A 20430-nucleotide genomic window follows, 5' to 3' on the forward strand; every position below is an offset into this window, starting at 1 on the left:
CTTCACAGTGTCCCGCGGAGCCTGACCCTCCGCGGGGGGGGCCGTGGGGCCCGTCGAGAGCTCGGGGCTCGGCGGGCCTTCCGGCTTCACTGCGCCGCGTTGCACCATGGGTGTTCCCCAGGTGCGGGCGGCGGCGGGAGGGCCGATGGTGACGCGAATCGTCTCGCGGTCGGGGCACGGGCCGGGCGGTGCCTGGGAGACGGCCCTCGCACGGCCGCATCCACGACTGCGGCCCGGGGTGATCAGCTACCGCGGGTTCCGGCTCGCGCTCGACCGGCCACGGCGCAGGCTGGAGGCGCCGATCGGCGCGGCGACCCTGTTGCTGGGCTTCGAACAGCCCCTGCGCATCTCCCGCGTGGGCCGTCCCCCCGTCACCCTCAGGTCGGTGTTCTCGGGACCGACCACCACCGCGGCCGTCGGCGAACACGACGGACGGCTGGCGGGCGTCGAGGTGCTGCTCGCCCCCTGGGCCGCGTTCACACTCTTCGGCACACCGCAGTACGAACTCGCCGACCGGACCCTGGATCCCGACGAGCTTCCGCATGTACTGGGCTCGCGGGAGGCGGGTCCGAGCGGGCGCCGTCTGCGGAGCGTCGGTGAACTCTCCGCCGCGCTGGCCGCGTTGCCGGGTTGGCCGGAACGCTTCGAACTGCTGGACGACGTCCTCGTGCGCTGGCGCTCGGCGGGGACGCCCGGTTCGGCACGGGTGGTGCGGGCGTGGGCGCAGTTGCAACGGACCTGGGGCGCGATGCCGGTGGCCCGGCTCGCCGAGGACGTCGGCTGGAGCGTACGGCAGTTGGAGAATCGTTTCCGGGAGCAGATCGGGCTCGGTCCCAAGGCGGCGGCCCGGGTGCTGCGCCTGGAACGGGCCCGGCGGCTGCTCGCCGCGGGCCGCTCACAGGCCGAGACGGCGGCGGCCTGCGGGTTCTACGACCAGGCCCACCTCAGCGGCGAGTTCCGGGCGATGACGGGGTGCACACCGCGGGAGTTCACGGCGGCCCGCGGAGCTCAGCCGGTTCCACGGCCCGGTCCGCCGGGGGCCGATCGGATGGCCGGGGAGGCGACCAGTCTGGTGCTCTCCCCCGACCGGAGCGATCAAAGTGACCGGGGTGCGATTTTTTCCAAGACCGGTGGGCTCCGTTGATTGCAGGCTGAACTTCCGGCGGCTGATCCGACGGGGGGACGCGGGCGGCTTCCGAGGGGGTGCGGGGAGCTGGTGGGCCGGATCCAGTGCGGGTCCGGCCCACCGCTCACGTACGCACGACGCACCCGGCCCGCCACCGGTCCCCCGACGCGCATACGCCTCGACGGTCCCCTCGGCTCTATGGTCCTCTCGGCGCGAATGCGTCACGCGTGTCACAAAGACCACCGCCCTGTCACACATGTCGCGTGTACGCAGGTCTTGTGTCACACCCGTCCAACAGGCCCTGCCCCGCGGTCACTCTGTCTCGTTCAACGAGCGCAGGCTTTGTGATCGCCAGCGCAGCGCCCGGCTCCCCCGACGGCCACCCCCCGGCCGCCGCCGCGACGCGCGCAGGGAGGTGCCACCCATGACCGACCGTAGGCTCTGGTCGTACAAGGAGATCGCGGCGCACATCAAGGTGCAGCCGGACACCGTGCGGTCGTACCGCAAGCACGGACTGCTGCCGCCGCCCGACCACGTGGAGAGCGGGAAGCCCTTCTGGTACGCGGACACCGTCCGCGCCTGGGTCGCCTCCCGCCCCGGAAACCGCGGCCGAAGAGACTGACCACGGGCCCCGTCCCGCTCGCCACACGCACGCACGGTGTCCACTCGCCGCGCCCACGCGCTGTGCCCCGCCCCTCGCCCGGGTGCGGGGCACGGCCCCTGTCCGGGCTCAGCTCCACGGTTCGATGACCGTGACCCCCGCCCCCGGCGCCGCCCCCATCGCCGCCAGGGCCGCAGGGACCGCGTCCAGCGGGATGGTGGAGGTGACCAGGAGGTCGGGGCGGAGCACCCCGGCGCGGACCAGTTCGAGCATGCGGGGGTAGGCGTGCGCCTGCATGCCGTGGCTGCCCAGGAGTTCGAGTTCGAGGCCGATCATCCGGGCCATCGGAACCGCGGGGTCCTCGGGCAGCAGACCGACCTGGACGTGGCGCCCCCGGCGGCGCAGACCGTTCACCGAGGCGGCGCAGGTGACCGGGGAGCCGAGCGCGTCGAGGGAGAGATGGGCGCCGCCGCCGGTCAGCTCCCGGATCGCCGCCGCCGTGTCCCCGACCCGCGAGGCGTCCACGGCCTCCACCGCGCCGAACTTCCGCGCCAGGTCCAGGGCCTGGGGTGAGAGGTCCACGGCCACGACCCGCGCCCCGGCCGCCGCCGCGATCATCACCGCCGACAGTCCCACGCCTCCGCAGCCGTGCACCGCGACCCACTCCCCCGCCGCCACCCGGCCCTGCGCGACCACCGCGCGGAACGCCGTGGCGAACCGGCAGCCCAGCGACGCCGCCGTCGCGAAGGACAGCTCGTCCGGCACCGCCACCAGGTTCACCTCGGCGTGGTCGAGTGCCACGTACTGGGCGAAGGAACCCCAGTGGGTGAACCCCGGCTGGGTCTGCCGCTCGCACACCTGCTGGTCTCCCGCCGCGCAGGAGGGACACGTTCCGCAGGCGCAGACGAACGGGACGGTGACCCGGTCGCCGGGGCGCCAGCCGCTCACCCGCGCACCGACCGCCTCGACGGTCCCCGCGAGTTCGTGGCCCGGCACATGCGGCAGCGTGATGTCCGGGTCGTGCCCCATCCAGCCGTGCCAGTCGCTGCGGCACAGCCCGGTGGCCTCGACCCGCACCACCACCCCGTGCTCCGCGGGCACCGGGTCCGCCACCTCGCGCACCTCGGCCGGCTCCTCGTACCGCTCGAACACCACTGCCCGCATCCGTCTCGCCCCTCCGCCCGAAGATCACCCTTCCGGAGCGAACGCTATCCGCGCGCCTCGACCTTGTCCCGCTCCCGGTCGTCCTCCCGATGGTCCTCCCGGTCGTCCGCCTGGTCGTCCGCCTGCGAGGTGCTGTCCGGCTCCGCCTCGCCCTCGCTCAGTCCGAACCGGTCGTGGAAGCGCCGCAGCGGCCCCGGTGCCCACCAGGTCGCGCGGCCCGTGAGGCGCATGACCGCCGGGACCAGCAGACTGCGGACGACCATCGCGTCCATCAGCACGGCGAGCGCGATGCCCAGGCCGAGCATCTTGGTGTTGGTCACGCGTGAGGTGCCGATCGCGACCATCACCACGGCGAGGATGACCGCGGCCGCGGTGATCAGTCCGCCGGTGCGCTGGAGGCCGAAGCGGACCGCCTCCCGGTGGTCGCCCGTGTGGTCGTACTCCTCCTTTATCCGGGAGAGCAGGAACACTCCGTAGTCCATGGAGAGGCCGAAGGCGACGCAGAACATGAGGACGGGGAGCGTCGTCTCTATCGATCCCGGGCTGGTGAAGCCGAGCAGGCCCGACAGATGGCCGTCCTGGAAGACCCAGACCACCGCGCCGAACATCGCCGTCAGGCTGAGCGCGTTGAGCAGCACCGCCTGGATCGGGATCAGCACGCTGCCGGTGAGGAGGAAGACCAGGAGCAGGGTGACGATCGCGATGAAGGCCGCGGCCCAGGGGAGCCGGTCGGCTATCGCGTGCTTGGAGTCGACCAGGACCGCCGCCGTGCCGGTCACCGCCGTGTCGAACGGGGCCTGTGTCGCGCGCAGTTCGCGCACCAGCCGCTGGGCTCCGTCGCCGACGGACTCGCCCTTCGGCAGCACCGTGAAGTAGGCCGAGTCACCCTGCGCCAGGGGCCCGTCCACCCGCAGCACCTCGGGCAGTGCGGCGATCCGGTCCTTGTAGGCCGTGTACTGGGCCTCGCTCGCCCGGCCCTCCGCGAGCACCTCCAGGGCACCACCGGGGCTGCCCGGGAAGCCGTCCCGTATGTGCTGCTGGACGACGTGGGACTCGGCACCCGAGGGCAGTTGGCGGTCGTCCGCGGTGCCGAACTTCACGCCCAGGAAGGGCAGTCCGAGCACGATCAGCCCGACGGTGGTGGCGACGGCGAAGACCGGCGCCCTGCGCATGACGAGGGCGGCCATGCGCCCCCAGGCGGCCCCGTCCGCGCTCGCCGTCGGCCGGCCGCGCCGGAACAGGCGGCGCAGATCCAGCGAGTTCACCCGGTGGCCGAGCAGCACCAGCGCCGCCGGGAGCAGAACCAGGGCGGCGGCTGCGGCCAGCAGCACCACGGCGATGCCCGCGTAGGCGAAGGAGCGCAGGAAGTACTGCGGGAAGAGCAGCATCGCGGCCAGGGAGACGGCGACCGTGAGGGAGGAGAAGAGGACCGTGCGGCCCGCGGTGCGCAGGGTCGTGGCGATGGCCGTGATGGCGTCTTCCCTGCTCGAACGCGGTGGAGAGTTCGGGGAGGGCGCGGCGTCCTTGGCCAGTTCCTCGCGGAATCTGCGGACGATGAACAGGGCGTAGTCGATGGCGAGGCCGAGTCCCAGGGCCGTGGTGAGGTTCATCGCGAAGACCGAGACGTCGGTGAACTCGGTGAGGCCGCGCAGTACCGCGTTCGTGCCCAGGATCGCGACGATGCCCACGCCGAGCGGCAGCAGGGCCGCGATCGCGCTGCCGAAGACCATCACCAGCAGCACGAGGGTCACCGGCAGGGCGATCATCTCGGCCCGGGTCAGGTCCTCGCGGATGGTCGTCTGCATCTCGTGCTGCACCGCGACCGGGCCGCCAACCCTGACCTCGACCGGCCCGTGCGTCCCTCGATAGCGGGGCGCCAGGCGGTCCAGGGTCTCGCTCGCCGTCTTCTCGTCGCCCGTTATCCGCGCGGCGATCAGCGCCTCGCGGCCGTCCTTCGCCTTCAGCGCCGGCGTGCCCGACGCCCAGTACGAACCGACCCCCGTGACGCCCCGCTCGGCGGCGAGCCGCGCCGCGAGCCGCTTCGCCTCGGTCGCGACCGAGGGAGCGTCGACCGTGGCGCGCCCCGAGTCGACCAGGAGCAGCAGATTGGGCTGCGAGGCGGGGAACTCCCGCTCCAGCGCCTTGGTCGCGTACGTCGACTCGGCGGTCGGGTCCTGCCAGCCGCCGCTGCCCAGCCGGTCGGCGACCCCGCTGCCGGCGACCACGGCGAGCGCGGTGAGCAGCAGTGCGACGAACAGGGAGAGCCGGGGGCGCGCGGTCACGAACCGGGTCCAGCCACCGACCCGGGCACCGCGACCGGTTCGCGGGCCATCGCCCACCCGTCGGCCGTCACCCGCCCGCGGACCGCTCTTCCCCGGCGGACTTCCGCTCTCCGGCGGGCCTCCACCCACCCGCGGTTCGTCGCCCGCGCTCGCGTCGGCGCTCGCGCCCCTCCCGCGCCCCGCGCCGCTCCCGTGGCCGTCATCCGCGCTGTTGACTTCGGTCATCGTGCGGTGTCCCCTTCACCGTGACCCCCTGTCCGCGCGGCGGCGTCCGTCCAACCATCCGGTCGTGTGCGCAGGCGGCAGGGGTAGACCATTGCCATAGAATGGCAAACACGAGAGATCGCTCGCGTTTCACTAGAATGCGAGCGACCGCTCGCGTTTGTCAATCACGTTCGGAGAGCTGGGGATAACTCGTGCCCGACAAGCCCGAGACGCAGCGCATCGCCGACGCGCAGGCCGTCGACAGACAGACCGCCGACGCGCACACCGCCGACGAGCGCCCCCGCCGACGGCAGGCCCGCGGCGAGCGCAGGATCGCCCAGCTGCTGGAGGCCGCCGCCTCCGTCTTCTGCACCACCGGCTACACCGCCGCCAGCACCAACGCCATCGCCCGCGAGGCGGGCGTCTCGCCGGGCACGCTGTACCAGTTCTTCCCGAACAAAGAGGCCATCGCGATCGAGCTGGGCGACCGGCTCATGCACGAGATGCGCGACACCTACGGCGAGGCACTGGCCCCGGTCGACCCCAGGACCCCGCTGGAGGAGGCCGTGGGCGCCGCGGTCGACCGGTTCATCGCCTTCAACTGCGATCACCCCGTGTTCTTCGCACTGATGCACGGCCCCGACATCCCGGGCCGGATCGCCGAGGATCACGACGCCCTGCACGCGACCCTGATCTCGCGGATAGAGGGGCTGCTCTCCTCCCTCATGACCGACGCGCCCGCCACCGAGGTCACGCGCATCGCGCACGTGTGCCTGGGCATCTACAAGGCCGGCCTGGAGCTGGTCCTCTCGAACGAGGGAGCCGAGCGCGAGGCGTACATCCGAGAGTTGAAGGACGTCCTGCTCCGCTACCTGGAGCCGCTGATCCGCGACAGGACACTCACCCCGGCGGACCTCACCACCGACCCCGCGGAGTTCACGGCTCCAATCCCCTGACCACGCACAGCTCCAACCCCCCGACCACGCACGACCCCAACCCGATGACCACGCACGGCCCAACCCCCCGACCGCACAAGGCGACCCGGCCGTCGAGCACGGCCGCCCACGCCTCGATCATGGCGGAGTACCCCATACTGCGACATAGTGGACATCTGCCATAAGGTTCGGATAAATCAGACCGAGCCCAAGGGGCAAGCCGTGACCCAGAATCAGCCGCCCGGCGCGCCCCGGGCCCGCATTCCCGGACCCCAGCAGCCCCCGCCGTCGTACCCCCAGATCCGCACCGGACTGTGGCGACGCTGCCTGGGCGGCGGGCTCGCGCTCTGGACGCTGACGGTGATCGTCACGTACACGACGAGGAACACCACACTGCTGCCGACCCTGATCCTGCTCGGCAGCTTCCTGGCACCCGTCGTCTTCACGCTCTGGGCGTACGAGCGCCACGGCCGCGACCTCGGCGTCCAGGTGATCCTCGGCTGCTTCCTGACCGGCGGGACCCTCGGGGTGCTGGGCGCGTCGGTGATGGAGAACCACCTGCTCCACCCCTCGCTGTCGAGGTGCGTCGGCGTCGGACTGATCGAGGAGGCCGCGAAGCTGGCCGCGCTGGCGTTCGTCCTGCGCCGCCACCCCCGGCTCCGGGGACTGCGGGCCGGCCTCGTGCTCGGCGCGAGCGTCGGCTTCGGCTTCGCGGCACTGGAGAGCGCGGGGTACGCGTTCAACGCCGCCTTCTCCCTCAAGGGACTGGATCTGCGCGCACTGCTGGAGACGGAGATCCTGCGCGGGCTCCTCACCCCCTTCGGGCACGGCCTGTGGACGGCGATCACGGGAGCGGCGCTGCTCACGTACCGCAACCCGCAAGGGCGCTTCCAGTACGCCGGCCCGGTGGCGGGCAGCTACGTCGGCGTGTCACTGCTGCACGCCCTGTGGGACTCGACACACGGCATCGCGCTCTGGCTGGTCGCGCGGCTGACCACGACGGGGCTCGACCGGACGCTGTTCGAGCTGGGGTACCTGCAGGGGCCCACCGACGAGCAGAAACATCTCTTCACGCTGTTCTCGGTGGGCGGCCTGATCATCGTCGCGCTCGCGGGGGTCGGCTGGGTTCGTTCACTGACACGCCGCGACTTCGCTTGGAGAAATACCCCCTAGGGGTATAGTCTTGACTACCTGAGCAAGTCACCCGAACCCCACACGCCTCGACGAGGAGTACGCCATGACCGCGCAGACCGACACCCCGGGTTCCGTCACGACCGTCTACCAGGTGAGCGGAATGAGCTGCGGGCACTGCGAGGGCTCCGTCTCCGGCGAGATCTCCGAGATCCCCGGTGTCACCTCGGTGAAGGCCGTCGCCGCCACCGGCGAGGTGACCGTGGTCTCCGCGACGCCGCTCGACGAGGAGGCCGTGCGCGCCGCCGTCGACGAAGCGGGCTTCGAGCTCGCCGTCCAGGCCTGAGTCACCGGCCTCGCACTTACCGGTCGCTCCCCCGCGCCTTCCGGTTCCTCGTATCACCCACATCACCCGCATCACCTGTGTCACCCGCACCACCCAGCGCTTCACACAGCTCTCCACACCGGGCCGTACCGACCAGCTGATACTGGCTCCGTACGGCCCGGCTCATTCCCTGGAGCCCGACCATGACCACCGCAGCACCCGAGCCGGCCATAGCCGTGACGACCGCGACAGCCGCGCCGTCGGAGGTGGAGCTCACCATCGGCGGAATGACCTGCGCCTCCTGCGCGGCCCGCGTCGAGAAGAAGCTCAACCGCATGGACGGCGTCACCGCCACGGTCAACTTCGCGACGCAGAAGGCGAAGGTCTCGTACCCGGTGGGGGTACAGGTCGCCGACCTCGTCGCCACCGTCGTGAAGACGGGATACACGGCCGAGGAACCCCCGCCGCCACGCCTCGAGACGCCGGAACGGGCCACCGACGCCGGCGCCGCCGACGAGGACCCCGAACTCGCCTCCCTGCGCGAACGGCTCGTCGTCTCGGCCCTGCTCGCCCTCCCCGTCGTCCTGATGTCGATGGTCCCGGCGCTGCAGTTCGACAACTGGCAGTGGCTCTCGCTGACCCTCGCCGCACCCGTCGTGGCCTGGGGCGCACTGCCCTTCCACCGGGCCGCGTTCACCAACGCGCGTCACGGCGCGGCCACCATGGACACCCTCGTCTCGGTCGGCACGCTCGCCGCGTTCGGCTGGTCCCTGTGGGCGCTGTTCTGGGGGAACGCGGGCATGCCGGGCATGCGGCACGGCTTCGACCTCACCGTCTCGCGTACGGAGGGGTCGTCGACGATCTATCTCGAAGTCGCCGCGGGTGTCGTCGCGTTCATCCTGCTCGGCCGCTACCTGGAGGCCCGCTCCAAGCGGCGGGCCGGAGCCGCGCTGCGGGCGCTGATGGAGCTGGGGGCCAAGGACGTCGCGGTGCTACGGGACGGCCGTGAGGTCCGTGTCCCGGTCGCGCGGCTGGCGACGGGCGACCGTTTCGTCGTGCGGCCCGGCGAGAAGATCGCCACCGACGGGACGGTGGTGGAGGGTTCCTCCGCCGTCGACGCCTCCATGCTGACGGGCGAGTCGGTGCCGGTGGACGTGACGGTGGGCTCCGCCGTCACCGGCGCGACCGTGAACGCCGGCGGACGGCTCGTCGTCGAGGCGACCCGGGTCGGCGCCGACACCCAACTCGCGCGGATGGCGCGGCTCGTCGAGGACGCGCAGAACGGCAAGGCCGAGGTACAGCGTCTCGCCGACCGGATCTCCGGGATCTTCGTGCCGGTGGTGCTGGTGATCGCGCTCGGCACGTTCGGGGTGTGGCTCGGCGTCACCGGCGACACGGTCGCCGCCTTCACCGCGGCCGTCGCGGTGCTGATCATCGCCTGCCCCTGCGCCCTCGGCCTCGCGACCCCGACCGCCCTGATGGTCGGCACCGGCCGCGGCGCGCAACTCGGCATCCTCATCAAGGGCCCCGAGGTCCTGGAGTCCACGCGCCGCGTCGACACGGTCGTCCTGGACAAGACCGGCACGGTGACGACGGGACGGATGACACTGCGGGAGGTGTACGTCGTCGCCGACACCGACGAGAAGGAGCTCCTGCGGCTCGCAGGCGCCCTGGAACACGCCTCCGAGCATCCGGTGGCCCAGGCGATCGCCGCGGGCGCTCAGGAGCGGGCTGGTGACCTTCCCCCGGTGGAGCACTTCGAGAACGTCCCCGGGCTCGGCGTGCGCGGGCGCGTGGAGGGTCACGACGTCCAGGTGGGGCGGCTCCACGAGGGCGCGCTCCCGGAGGCGCTGGCCCGCGCCAAGGCCGAGGCACAGGCGGAGGGACGTACGGCCGTCGTGGTCGCCCGGGACGGGGTGGCACTCGGTGTCCTGACCGTCGCCGACGCGATCAAGGAGACCAGCGCCGAGGCGGTGCGCGCGCTGCGCGGCCTGGGGCTCACACCGGTCCTGCTCACCGGGGACAACCGGGCGGTCGCCCAGTCCGTGGCGCGTGCCGTCGGCATCGACCCCGGGGAGGTGATCGCCGAGGTGCTGCCCGAGGACAAGGTCGCCGTCGTCAGGCGCCTCCAGAGTGAGGGGCGGACCGTGGCGATGGTCGGCGACGGGGTGAACGACGCGGCGGCGCTCGCCACCGCCGACCTGGGCCTCGCCATGGGGACGGGCACGGACGCGGCGATCGAGGCGAGCGACCTGACGCTGGTCCGGGGGGATCTGCGCGTGGCCGCGGACGCGATCCGGCTGTCGCGCAAGACCCTCTCCACGATCAAGGGGAACCTGGTGTGGGCGTTCGGATACAACGTGGCGGCACTGCCGCTCGCCGCGGCCGGACTCCTCAACCCGATGATCGCGGGGGCCGCGATGGCCTTCTCGTCGGTGTTCGTGGTGACGAACAGCCTTCGACTCAGGACATTCTCATGACGACGGAGTAAGAGTCCCCCTAGAGTCCAACGGGAGCCTCACATAAGCTCTTCACAAGGCTCGCGCATCTTCCTTACGCTTGGGCCTCGATTGCCATATCAGGGCTCTTGCGTATCTTCAGGACATACGCAAGAGACGCAGATCACAGTGATGCGAACGTAACCATCGAAGGGGTTCGTGAGTCTAAGTTGGCGATGCCGGAGACGTCTTGGGGGGCGTCTCTGACATCTGGGGATGTCTTGGGGGACGTTCCCGGAACTGCGTTGCCGGGGCACGTGCAGCGGGGAGCTTTGAGCGGCCCTCCCGTCGGTACGGGTCCCGGCAGACCGCACCCCAGCAGTACATGAGCACCGCAGTAGTACAGAGAGTTTTGCTCGTTTTGCTCACGGTCGGTCCGGTCAGCCCGGCCGGCCGGGAGCAACGCGTCAGCACGCTCGCAGCGATTCAGGCGCTGTCCCACAGACGCCCGGCCGGATCCCGTGGGGGGAATCCGCACCGGGACAAGGAAAGCGCCCTGACTGCCGGCCCGTGGGGGGACCGGTAGCAGGGCGCTTTCCGTTTTTCTTGTACGTGACCTGCCGCTAGCGGGCCTCGACCGGGACGAAGTCGCGCAGGACCTCGCCCGTGTAGATCTGGCGCGGGCGGCCGATGCGGGAGCCGGGCTCCTTGATCATCTCGTGCCACTGGGCGATCCAGCCCGGGAGGCGGCCGAGGGCGAACAGGACCGTGAACATCTCGGTCGGGAAGCCCATCGCGCGGTAGATCAGACCGGTGTAGAAGTCCACGTTCGGGTAGAGGCTGCGCGAGACGAAGTAGTCGTCGGAGAGCGCGTGCTCCTCCAGCTTGAGCGCGATGTCCAGCAGCTCGTCGGACTTGCCGAGCGCCGAGAGGACGTCGTGCGCCGCCGCCTTGATGATCTTCGCCCGGGGGTCGAAGTTCTTGTAGACGCGGTGGCCGAAGCCCATCAGACGGACGCCGTCCTCCTTGTTCTTCACCTTGCGGATGAAGGAGTCGACGTCGCCGCCGGAGGCCTGGATGCCCTCCAGCATCTCCAGCACGGACTGGTTGGCGCCACCGTGCAGGGGACCCCACAGCGCGCTGATGCCGGCGGAGATCGACGCGAACATGTTCGCCTGCGACGAGCCCACCAGGCGCACGGTGGAGGTCGAACAGTTCTGCTCGTGGTCGGCGTGCAGGATGAGCAGCTTGTCGAGCGCGGCGACGACGACCGGGTCGAGCTCGTAATCCTGGGCGGGGACCGAGAAGGTCATGCGCAGGAAGTTCTCGACGTACCCGAGGTCGTTGCGCGGGTAGACGAAGGGGTGACCGATCGACTTCTTGTAGGCGTACGCCGCGATCGTCGGAAGCTTGGCAAGAAGGCGGATCGTCGAAAGGTGACGCTGCTTCTCGTCGAACGGGTTGTGGCTGTCCTGGTAGAACGTCGACAGGGCACTGACCACCGACGACAGCATCGCCATCGGGTGGGCGTCGCGCGGGAAGCCCTGGAAGAAGCGCTTGACGTCCTCGTGCAGCAGGGTGTGCTGCGTGATCTCGTTCTTGAAGGTGGAGAGCTCGTCCACGTTCGGCAGCTCGCCGTTGATCAGCAGAGAGGCCACCTCAAGGAAGGTGGAGCGCTCGGCCAGCTGTTCGATCGGGTAGCCGCGGTACCGGAGGATGCCCTGCTCACCGTCGAGGTAGGTGATCGCGGATTTATACGCGGCGGTGTTGCCGTACCCGCTGTCCAGCGTCACCAGCCCGGTCTGGGCGCGGAGCTTCCCGATGTCGAAGCCCTTGTCGCCGACGGTGCTGTCGATCACCGGGTAGGTGTACTCGCCATCGCCGTACCGCAGTACTACAGAGTTGTCGCTCACGTCATCCCTCACCGACGTTGTGCCTCTTCTTCGAGGTGCCCTGACTGTCTCTACCATCCCCCATTTGGCCCTGGAGAGTGCACTCGGGGTCGACCATTGGGCCTATTGGCGGCACTCAGTGCCGCCAACCTGCTCATCCTGCCCCCCTTCGCCCTGGTTCCGGAAGTGCTGTGTGACCTTTGCGACTCATTTGATCGATCATTTTTTGTGATGCCCGGGATGGGGGTGGGTTTCCCATCCCCCGGGGCTCCGCCCCGGACCCCGGGGGGCGTCCTTTTTCGGCTGCGGACCGGTGGGGCTGGTCGCGCAGTTCCCCGCGCCCCCAGACCGCCTCGGGGCACCCGGTGTTCGAGGGCCGGGCCGTCACGTGGTGAGGCGGTGATCGAGGGATGTGTGGCGGCGGCCCGCCGACACCGTGCGGACCGCCTGGCCGATCGCCTTGCGGGAGCCGACCAGGACGACGAGCTTCTTGGCCCGGGTGACCGCCGTGTAGAGCAGATTGCGCTGGAGCATCATCCACGCGCCGGTGGTGACCGGGATCACCACCGCGGGGTACTCGCTGCCCTGGGAGCGGTGGATCGTCACCGCGTACGCGTGGGCCAGCTCGTCGAGTTCGTCGAAGTCGTAGGGGACCTCCTCGTCCTCGTCCGTCAGCACCGTCAGACGCTGCTCCTCGGAGTCGAGTGAGGTGACCACGCCCACGGTGCCGTTGAAGACGCCGTTCTCCCCTTTTTCGTAGTTGTTGCGGATTTGGGTCACCTTGTCGCCGACCCGGAAGACCCGGCCGCCGAAGCGTTTTTCGGGCAGGTCGGGGCGGCCGGGCGTAATCGCCTGCTGCAACAGGCCGTTGAGGGTGCCCGCGCCCGCCGGGCCGCGGTGCATGGGCGCCAGCACCTGGATGTCCCGGCGCGGGTCGAGCCCGAACCTGGCCGGAATCCGCCGTGCCGCCACATCCACGGTGAGCCGCCCGGCCTCCTCGGTCTCGTCCTCGACGAAGAGGAAGAAGTCCTTCATGCCGTCGGTGACGGGGTGCTGCCCGGAGTTGATCCGGTGCGCGTTCGTCACCACTCCGGACTGCTGGGCCTGGCGGAAGACCTGGGTCAGACGGACGGAGGGGATGGGGCTCCGGTCGGCGAGCAGGTCGCGCAGGACCTCGCCCGCGCCGACGCTGGGGAGTTGGTCGACGTCCCCGACGAACAGCAGGTGGGCGCCCGGCGGCACCGCCTTGACCAGCTTGTTGGCGAGGAGGAGGTCGAGCATGGAGGCCTCGTCCACGACCACCAGGTCGGCGTCCAGCGGCCGGTCCTTGTCGTACGCCGCGTCCCCGCCCGGCTTGAGCTCCAGGAGCCGGTGCACGGTGGAGGCGTCCGCTCCGGTCAGCTCGGCGAGTCGCTTGGCGGCACGGCCCGTCGGCGCCGCGAGCACGACCTTCGCCCGCTTGGCGCGCGCCAGCTCCACGATCGAGCGGACCGTGAACGACTTGCCGCAGCCGGGGCCCCCGGTGAGCACCGCGACCTTCTTGGTGAGCGCCAGCCGGACGGCCTCCTCCTGACCGGGCGCCAACTCCGCGCCCGTACGCCCCTTCAGCCAGGTCAGTGCCTTGTCCCAGGCCACGTCGTGGAAACCGGGCATCCGGTCCTCGGTGGTGCGCAGGAGGCGCAACAGCTGGGCCGAGAGGGAGAGTTCGGCGCGGTGGAAGGGGACCAGGTAGACGGCCGTGACGGTGTCCGGGCCGCCGTCGGGACCGGGGACCTTCTCGCGTACGACGCCCGGCTCCCGTACGCCACCGGGTTCGTCCTCGTCCTCGGTCGGCTCCGCCAGTTCCGCCAGGCATTCGATGACCAGGCCCGTGTCCACCTGGAGCAGCTTCACCGCGTCGGCGATCAGCTGCTCCTCGGGGAGGAAGCAGTGGCCCTGGTCGGCGGACTGCGACAGGGCGTACTGAAGGCCCGCCTTGACGCGCTCGGGGCTGTCGTGCGGGATGCCGACGGACTGGGCGATCTTGTCGGCGGTGAGGAAGCCGATGCCCCAGACGTCGGCGGCCAGGCGGTAGGGCTGGTTCTTGACGACCGAGATCGACGCGTCGCCGTACTTCTTGTAGATGCGCACCGCGATCGACGTCGACACCTCGACGGTCTGGAGGAAGAGCATGACCTCCTTGATCGCCTTCTGCTCCTCCCAGGCGTCGGCGATCTTCTTGGTGCGCTTGGGGCCGAGGCCGGGGACCTCGATGAGGCGCTTCGGCTCCTCCTCGATGATCTGGAGCGTGTCCAGCCCGAAGTGCCGGGTGATGCGGTCGGCGAAGATCGGGCCGATGCCCTTGACCAGGCCGGAGCCGAGGTAGCGGCGGATGCCCTGGACGGTGGCGGGCAGGACGGTCGTGTAGTTCTCCACCGTGAACTGCTTGCCGTACTGCGGGTGGGAGCCCCAACGGCCCTCCATCCGGAGCGACTCGCCCACCTGGGCGCCGAGGAGTGCGCCCACGACGGTGAGCAGATCGCCGGCGCCTCGGCCGGTGTCCACCCTCGCGACCGTGTACCCGTTCTCCTCGTTGGCGTACGTGATCCGCTCGAGCACGCCCTCGACGACCGCCAGTTGCATCTGCCGGTTCCCCGCCTGATTGGACATGATCCGAAGGTACCTGTGACGACTGACAGCCGGGGCGCCGCGACGGACAGCGGCGGGCGGGCGGACCTGCACCTCGCTCCCGTTCAGCCGACCGCTGATGCCGCCCAGTGGGCCGAGTCGATGAATGAAGCGACCTAAAGGTACATAAGATTCATAACGGACAATGATCGACGAGTGACAACGAGTGAAGGGCAGGACGTCTCATGAAGTTCGCAGTCATCGGCGGGACCGGGCTGATCGGGTCGCAGGTCGTCCGGGACCTGAACGCGGCCGGACACGAGGCGGTGGCGCACTCGCTGTCCACCGGGGTCGACGTCCTCACCGGTCAGGGCGTGGACGCGGCGCTGGCCGGCGCCGACGTGGTCGTCAACCTGACCAACTCCCCCACCTTCGACGACGCCTCCGCCACCTTCTTCCGGACCTCGATGGACAACCTCCTGGCCGCGGCCGAGCGGACGGGCGTCGGACACTTCGTCATCCTGTCCATCGTCGGCACCGACCAGGTGCCGGAGCTCGACTACTACCGCGCCAAGGCCCTCCAGGAAGACATCCTCAAGGCCGGCCCCGTGCCGTACTCCATCGTCCGCGCCACCCAGTTCATGGAGTTCGTCGACGCCGTCCTGTCCTGGACCACCGACGGCGACACCGTCCGCCTGCCCCGCACCCCCATCCAGCCGATCGCCGCGGCGGACGTCGCGGCCACCGTCGCCGAGGTCGCGGCCGGATCACCCCTGGGCGGCACCCTCGACGTCGGCGGGCCCGACACCTACCCGCTGGACGAACTGGGCCGGATCACCCTCACCTTCAAGGGCGACGAACGCTCGGTGACCGTCGACGACACCGCCGGCATGTTCGCCGCGGTCCACGGCGACGTCCTCACCACCAAGAAGGGCGCCCGCATCGCCCCCACCCACTACACCGACTGGCTGAAGTAGCCCCTCTGGAGCACCCGCGATCCACGAGGGGCGGGTGCTCCACCCCTGCCCCACCCCCTGCCCCACCCCCCACCTCACTCCGCTCATCCGAGCGCCGTTCATCACGATCCGATCTCGGCATGTGGTTGAGGTCTTGATTAATGCTCGTGTAATCGATTCCAATCCTCCGTGTAATCGATTCCACGAGGAGGTGGAGCGGCGATGGCGAGCATCAAGGACGTTGCCGCCGAGGCCGGCGTATCCGCCGCCACGGTCTCGCGCGTCCTGAACGATCATCCATCGGTCAGCGAAGACGCACGCACCCGCGTGCTGGCCGCAGTACAGACCCTGGGCTACCGCCCGAACGCCGTCGCCCGCTCCCTGCGCACCGACCAGACCCGCACCCTCGGCCTGGTCATCAGCGACGTGCTCAACCCGTACTTCACCGAGCTGGCCCGCTCCGTCGAGGAGGAGGCCCGCGCCCTCGGCTACAGCGTGATCATCGGCAACGCCGACGAACGGCCGGACCTCCAGGACCACCACGTACGGACCCTGCTGGACCGGCGGATCGACGGACTGCTCGTCTCCCCCGCCGACGGCGGCTCCCCCGGAATGCTGGACGCCGCGCGAGCGGGGACACCGATGGTCTTCGTGGACCGCTGGATCCCGGGCGTGGACGTGCCCGTCGTACGGGCGGACGGCCGGACCGCGGTCCGGGATCTCGTGGCGCATCTGCACGCGCTCGGACACCGCCGGCTCGCGATCATCGCGGGGCCCGCGGCGACCACCACCGGCAGCGAGCGCGTCGAGGCCTTCCGGGAGGCCATGGCCGAACACGGGCTGCCGCTCCCGGACGCCTACATAGGCCAGGGCGACTTCCAGGCCGAGAGCGGACGGCGGGTCACCGAGGGCTTCCTCGACCTGCCCGAACCACCCGAGGTCGTCTTCGCCGCCGACAACCTGATGGCGCTCGGCGCGCTGGACGCGGTCCGCGCGCGCGGGCTGCGGGTTCCCGAGGACATCGCGCTCGCGGCGTTCGACGACATCCCGTGGTTCGTGCACACCGATCCGCCGATCACCGCGGTCGCCCAGCCGACCGGCGAGCTGGGGCGGGCCGCCGTACGCGCGCTCGTCGACCGGATCGAGGGGCGGCCCCCGCAGTCGGTCACCCTCGCCGCCCGTCTCGTCGTCCGCCGCTCGTGCGGCGAACCGGCCCCCACCCCGCACTCCCCCGTAACGAACAGGAGTAAGTCGTGAGCAACCAGGACGAGTTGCTGCGCATCGAGGGCATCCGAAAGACCTTCCCCGGCGTGGTCGCGCTCGACAGCGTCGACTTCGATCTGCGCCGCGGCGAGGTGCATGTGCTGCTCGGCGAGAACGGTGCCGGCAAGAGCACGCTCATCAAGATGCTCTCGGGCGCCTACCAGCCCGACTCCGGGCGCGTCCTCGTCGACGGCGAGGAGGTGCGCATCCATGGTGCGCAGGACTCCGAGCGCCTCGGGATCGCGACCATCTACCAGGAGTTCAACCTCGTTCCCGATCTGACGGTCGCGGAGAACATCTTCCTGGGGCGGCAGCCGCGCCGCTACGGGTTGATCGACCGGAAGACGATGGAGGCCGAGGCCGCCGAACTGCTGGAGCGGGTCGGGGTCAGCGTCTCCCCGCGCGCGCGGGTGCGTGAACTCGGTATCGCACGTCTCCAGATGGTCGAGATCGCCAAGGCGCTGAGCCTGAACGCCCGCGTTCTGATCATGGACGAGCCGACCGCGGTGCTCACCTCCGAAGAGGTCGAGAAACTCTTCGCCATCGTGCGCCAGCTGCGCGAGGACGGTGTCGGCATCGTCTTCATCACGCACCACCTGGAGGAGATCGCCGCCCTGGGGGACCGGGTCACCGTCATCCGGGACGGCAAGAGCGTCGGGCAGGTCCCGGCCTCCACCACCGAGGACGAGCTCGTACGGCTCATGGTGGGGCGGTCGATCGAGCAGCAGTATCCACGCGTGCGGGCCACTGGTGACGACGGCTCCGGGACCGCCCTGCTGACCGTCGAGGGGCTGACCCGTGACGGGGTCTTCCACGACGTGAGTTTCGAGGTGCGGGCCGGTGAGGTCGTCGGTATCGCGGGGCTCGTGGGGGCCGGGCGTACGGAGGTCGTACGAGCGGTCTTCGGGGCCGATCCGTACGACAAGGGGGCCGTCAAGGTCGCCGGTTCCGAGCTGCGGCGGCACGACGTGAACGCGGCGATGGCGGCCGGGATCGGGCTCATCCCCGAGGACCGCAAGGGCCAGGGGCTGCTCCTGGACGCCTCCGTCGAGGAGAACCTCGGCCTGGTCACCATGCGGGCGGCGACCCATGGCGGGCTCGTCGACCTCAAGGGCCAGCGGGAGGCCGCCGCGCGGATCGCCGAGCAGCTCGGCGTCCGGATGGCCGGTCTCGGCCAGCACGTGCGCACCCTCTCCGGCGGCAACCAGCAGAAGGTCGTCATCGGCAAGTGGCTGCTGGCCGACACCAAGGTGCTGATCCTCGACGAGCCGACCCGTGGCATCGACGTCGGCGCCAAGGTCGAGATCTACCAGCTCGTCAACGAACTGACGGCCGCCGGCGCGGCCGTCCTGATGATCTCCAGCGATCTGCCCGAGGTGCTCGGCATGAGCGACCGGGTGCTGGTGATGGCCCAGGGCCGGATCGCGGGCGAACTGTCCGCCGACGAGGCGACCCAGGACTCCGTGATGGCACTCGCCGTCAGCACACCGACCACCAACTCTGTTACCGCTGTGGAGGGCTCCCGTGGCCACTGACACGCTCAAGAGCACTACGGGCGCGAGTGGCGTCTCGGCGGTCCGCCGCCTTCTGCTCGACAACGGGGCGCTCACCGCGCTCATCGCCCTCGTCATCGCGATGTCGGCGCTGTCCGGCGACTTCCTGACGACGGACAACCTGCTCAACATCGGCGTCCAGGCGGCCGTGACCGCCATCCTCGCCTTCGGCGTGACCTTCGTGATCGTCTCGGCGGGCATCGACCTGTCGGTCGGCTCGGTCGCCGCGCTGTCCGCCACCGTCCTCGCCTGGATGGCGACTTCCCAGGGCGTCCCGGTCTGGATGGCGCTGATCCTCGCGGTCGCGACCGGCATAGCGAGCGGCCTGGTCAACGGCGTCCTGATCTCCTACGGGAAGCTGCCGCCGTTCATCGCGACGCTCGCCATGCTGTCGGTGGGCCGCGGTCTGTCCCTGGTGATCTCGCAGGGCTCGCCGATCGCCTTCCCCGACTCGGTCTCGCACCTCGGTGACACCCTCGGCGGCTGGCTGCCGGTCCCTGTGCTGGTGATGGTCGTCATGGGCCTGATCACCGCCCTGATCCTGGGCCGTACGTACATCGGCCGCTCCATGTACGCGATCGGCGGCAACGAGGAGGCCGCGCGCCTCTCGGGCCTGCGGGTGAAGAGGCAGAAGCTCGCGATCTACGCGCTGTCGGGTCTCTTCGCGGCCGCCGCGGGCATCGTGCTCGCCTCCCGCCTGTCCTCGGCGCAGCCGCAGGCCGCGCAGGGCTACGAGCTGGACGCGATCGCCGCGGTCGTCATCGGCGGCGCCTCCCTGGCGGGCGGCACCGGCAAGGCGTCCGGCACGCTGATCGGCGCCCTGATCCTCGCGGTGCTCCGCAACGGTCTGAACCTGCTCTCCGTCTCCGCCTTCTGGCAGCAGGTCGTCATCGGTGTCGTGATCGCGCTGGCGGTGCTGCTGGACACGGTGCGGCGCAAGGCCGGGGCGACTCCGGTGGCCGCCGGGGCGGGTGCGCCCGGCGGCAGGGGCAAGCAGGCGGCGACGTACATCATCGCGGCCGTGGTCGCGGCGGCCGTCGTCGGTGCGATGTCCTTCCTGCACAACGGCTCCTCGTCGGCGACGAAGAAGGTGGGCCTGTCCCTCTCCACCCTGAACAACCCGTTCTTCGTGCAGATCAAGTCGGGTGCCCAGCAGGAGGCGAAGAAGCTCGGCGTGGACCTGACGGTCACGGACGCGCAGAACGACGCCTCGCAGCAGGCCAACCAGCTCCAGAACTTCACCAGTTCGGGTCTCGGCTCGATCATCGTCAATCCGGTGGACTCGGACGCGGCGGGCCCGGCGGTCCGCTCCGCGAACAAGGCGGGCATCCCCGTCGTCGGCGTGGACCGGGGCGTGAACAAGGCCGACACGGCCGCGCTGGTCGCCTCCGACAACATCGCGGGCGGCAAGCTCGGCGCCAAGGCGATGGCCGAGAAGCTGGGCGGCAAGGGCAAGATCGTGATCCTGCAGGGTCTGGCCGGAACGTCCGCGAGCCGTGAGCGCGGCGCGGGCTTCGCCGAGGGTCTGAAGGCCTACCCGGGCATCGAGGTCGTCGCCCGGCAGCCCGCGGACTTCGACCGCACCAAGGGCCTCGACGTGATGACGAACCTGCTTCAGGCGCACCCCGACATCCAGGGCGTCTTCGCCGAGAACGACGAGATGGCGCTCGGCGCGATCAAGGCGCTCGGCTCCAAGGCCGGCACGTCGGTCTCGGTCATCGGCTTCGACGGCGAACCGGACGGCCTGAAGGCGGTCAAGGACGGCACGATGTACGCGTCCGTGGCCCAGCAGCCGACGGAACTCGGCCGGATCGCGGTGGAGAACGCGCTGAACGCCGCCGAGGGCAAGAAGGTCGAGAAGACGGTGATGGTGCCGGTGAAGGTGGTCACGAAGGAGAATGTGGCCGGCTTCGGCGGATGACCTGAGCGGGCCGCCCGGAAAGCGCGCCGCGG

Annotated in this window: 14 protein-coding genes; 10 read left to right on the plus strand and 4 right to left on the minus strand. The window is 70.5% G+C overall.

Annotated elements, in window-relative coordinates:
- The first annotated feature begins 145 nt into the window (after positions 1-145).
- Positions 146-1144: a helix-turn-helix domain-containing protein gene (locus ACFZDJ_RS06010; RefSeq protein ID WP_391056406.1), complete on the plus strand. Its 999-nt coding sequence runs from the start codon at positions 146-148 to the stop codon at positions 1142-1144.
- A 406-nt stretch (positions 1145-1550) separates the two neighbouring features.
- Complete coding sequence (locus ACFZDJ_RS06015; protein WP_168508774.1) at positions 1551-1748, plus strand: AlpA family transcriptional regulator; 198 nt, start codon at positions 1551-1553, stop codon at positions 1746-1748.
- A gap of 108 nt (positions 1749-1856) precedes the next feature.
- Here ACFZDJ_RS06015 and ACFZDJ_RS06020 read toward each other — a convergent pair whose 3' ends face one another.
- Both ACFZDJ_RS06020 and ACFZDJ_RS06025 read right to left on the minus strand, forming a co-directional pair.
- Positions 1857-2891, minus strand: a complete 1035-nt coding sequence (locus tag ACFZDJ_RS06020; protein ID WP_390927091.1) for a zinc-binding dehydrogenase — start codon at positions 2889-2891, stop codon at positions 1857-1859.
- A 44-nt stretch (positions 2892-2935) separates the two neighbouring features.
- Positions 2936-5173 carry an MMPL family transporter gene (locus ACFZDJ_RS06025; protein ID WP_391056408.1) on the minus strand — a complete coding sequence of 746 codons (2238 nt, stop codon included), beginning with the start codon at positions 5171-5173 and terminating at the stop codon, positions 2936-2938.
- 443 nt (positions 5174-5616) lie between these two features.
- Here ACFZDJ_RS06025 and ACFZDJ_RS06030 point away from each other — a divergent pair, with 443 nt between their 5' ends.
- The 4 genes from ACFZDJ_RS06030 to ACFZDJ_RS06045 all read left to right on the plus strand — a co-directional run bounded on the left by ACFZDJ_RS06030 (position 5617) and on the right by ACFZDJ_RS06045 (position 10248).
- Positions 5617-6333 carry a TetR family transcriptional regulator gene (locus tag ACFZDJ_RS06030; protein ID WP_390928634.1) on the plus strand — a complete coding sequence of 239 codons (717 nt, stop codon included), beginning with the start codon at positions 5617-5619 and terminating at the stop codon, positions 6331-6333.
- A gap of 201 nt (positions 6334-6534) precedes the next feature.
- Complete coding sequence (locus tag ACFZDJ_RS06035; RefSeq protein WP_391056411.1) at positions 6535-7485, plus strand: PrsW family glutamic-type intramembrane protease; 951 nt, start codon at positions 6535-6537, stop codon at positions 7483-7485.
- Positions 7486-7549: 64 nt separating this feature from the next.
- Positions 7550-7789 (plus strand): cation transporter, encoded by a 240-nt coding sequence (locus ACFZDJ_RS06040; protein ID WP_390927085.1) that lies wholly within the window; start codon positions 7550-7552, stop codon positions 7787-7789.
- Positions 7790-7971: 182 nt separating this feature from the next.
- On the plus strand, positions 7972-10248 hold the full coding sequence (locus ACFZDJ_RS06045; RefSeq protein WP_390927083.1) for a heavy metal translocating P-type ATPase: 2277 nt from the start codon (positions 7972-7974) through the stop codon (positions 10246-10248).
- 581 nt (positions 10249-10829) lie between these two features.
- Here the strand turns inward: ACFZDJ_RS06045 and ACFZDJ_RS06050 are convergent.
- Both ACFZDJ_RS06050 and ACFZDJ_RS06055 read right to left on the minus strand, forming a co-directional pair.
- Positions 10830-12119 carry a citrate synthase gene (locus ACFZDJ_RS06050; protein ID WP_067370471.1) on the minus strand — a complete coding sequence of 430 codons (1290 nt, stop codon included), beginning with the start codon at positions 12117-12119 and terminating at the stop codon, positions 10830-10832.
- Between the two features lie 363 nt (positions 12120-12482).
- Positions 12483-14747: an ATP-dependent RecD-like DNA helicase gene (locus ACFZDJ_RS06055; protein WP_391056413.1), complete on the minus strand. Its 2265-nt coding sequence runs from the start codon at positions 14745-14747 to the stop codon at positions 12483-12485.
- Between the two features lie 203 nt (positions 14748-14950).
- Here ACFZDJ_RS06055 and ACFZDJ_RS06060 point away from each other — a divergent pair, with 203 nt between their 5' ends.
- From ACFZDJ_RS06060 to ACFZDJ_RS06075, 4 genes are all read left to right on the plus strand, one after another.
- Positions 14951-15682 carry an NAD(P)H-binding protein gene (locus ACFZDJ_RS06060; RefSeq protein WP_391056415.1) on the plus strand — a complete coding sequence of 244 codons (732 nt, stop codon included), beginning with the start codon at positions 14951-14953 and terminating at the stop codon, positions 15680-15682.
- Between the two features lie 201 nt (positions 15683-15883).
- Entirely contained in the window at positions 15884-16918 is a 1035-nt protein-coding gene (locus ACFZDJ_RS06065) for a substrate-binding domain-containing protein (protein WP_391056418.1), read from the plus strand.
- Entirely contained in the window at positions 16915-18459 is a 1545-nt protein-coding gene (locus tag ACFZDJ_RS06070) for an ATP-binding cassette domain-containing protein (RefSeq protein ID WP_390927075.1), read from the plus strand. The genes ACFZDJ_RS06065 and ACFZDJ_RS06070 overlap by 4 nt, the downstream gene beginning before the upstream one ends.
- Entirely contained in the window at positions 18449-20398 is a 1950-nt protein-coding gene (locus tag ACFZDJ_RS06075; RefSeq protein ID WP_391056420.1) for a substrate-binding domain-containing protein, read from the plus strand. The genes ACFZDJ_RS06070 and ACFZDJ_RS06075 overlap by 11 nt, the downstream gene beginning before the upstream one ends.
- Positions 20399-20430: the final 32 nt, after the last annotated feature.

The sequence above is a fragment of the Streptomyces sp. NPDC007896 genome, from assembly GCF_042959425.1.
Classification (GTDB): domain Bacteria; phylum Actinomycetota; class Actinomycetes; order Streptomycetales; family Streptomycetaceae; genus Streptomyces.

What these genes read in the sequence shown, in the direction of transcription:
- ACFZDJ_RS06015 (WP_168508774.1), top strand. Translation starts at nt 1,551, where the DNA reads ATGACCGACCGTAGGCTCTGGTCGTACAAGGAGATCGCGGCGCACATC.
- ACFZDJ_RS06020 (WP_390927091.1), bottom strand. Translation starts at nt 2,891, where the DNA reads ATGCGGGCAGTGGTGTTCGAGCGGTACGAGGAGCCGGCCGAGGTGCGC.
- ACFZDJ_RS06065 (WP_391056418.1), top strand. Translation starts at nt 15,884, where the DNA reads ATGGCGAGCATCAAGGACGTTGCCGCCGAGGCCGGCGTATCCGCCGCC.
- ACFZDJ_RS06040 (WP_390927085.1), top strand. Translation starts at nt 7,550, where the DNA reads ATGACCGCGCAGACCGACACCCCGGGTTCCGTCACGACCGTCTACCAG.
- ACFZDJ_RS06060 (WP_391056415.1), top strand. Translation starts at nt 14,951, where the DNA reads ATGAAGTTCGCAGTCATCGGCGGGACCGGGCTGATCGGGTCGCAGGTC.
- ACFZDJ_RS06055 (WP_391056413.1), bottom strand. Translation starts at nt 14,747, where the DNA reads ATGTCCAATCAGGCGGGGAACCGGCAGATGCAACTGGCGGTCGTCGAG.
- ACFZDJ_RS06010 (WP_391056406.1), top strand. Translation starts at nt 146, where the DNA reads ATGGTGACGCGAATCGTCTCGCGGTCGGGGCACGGGCCGGGCGGTGCC.
- ACFZDJ_RS06045 (WP_390927083.1), top strand. Translation starts at nt 7,972, where the DNA reads ATGACCACCGCAGCACCCGAGCCGGCCATAGCCGTGACGACCGCGACA.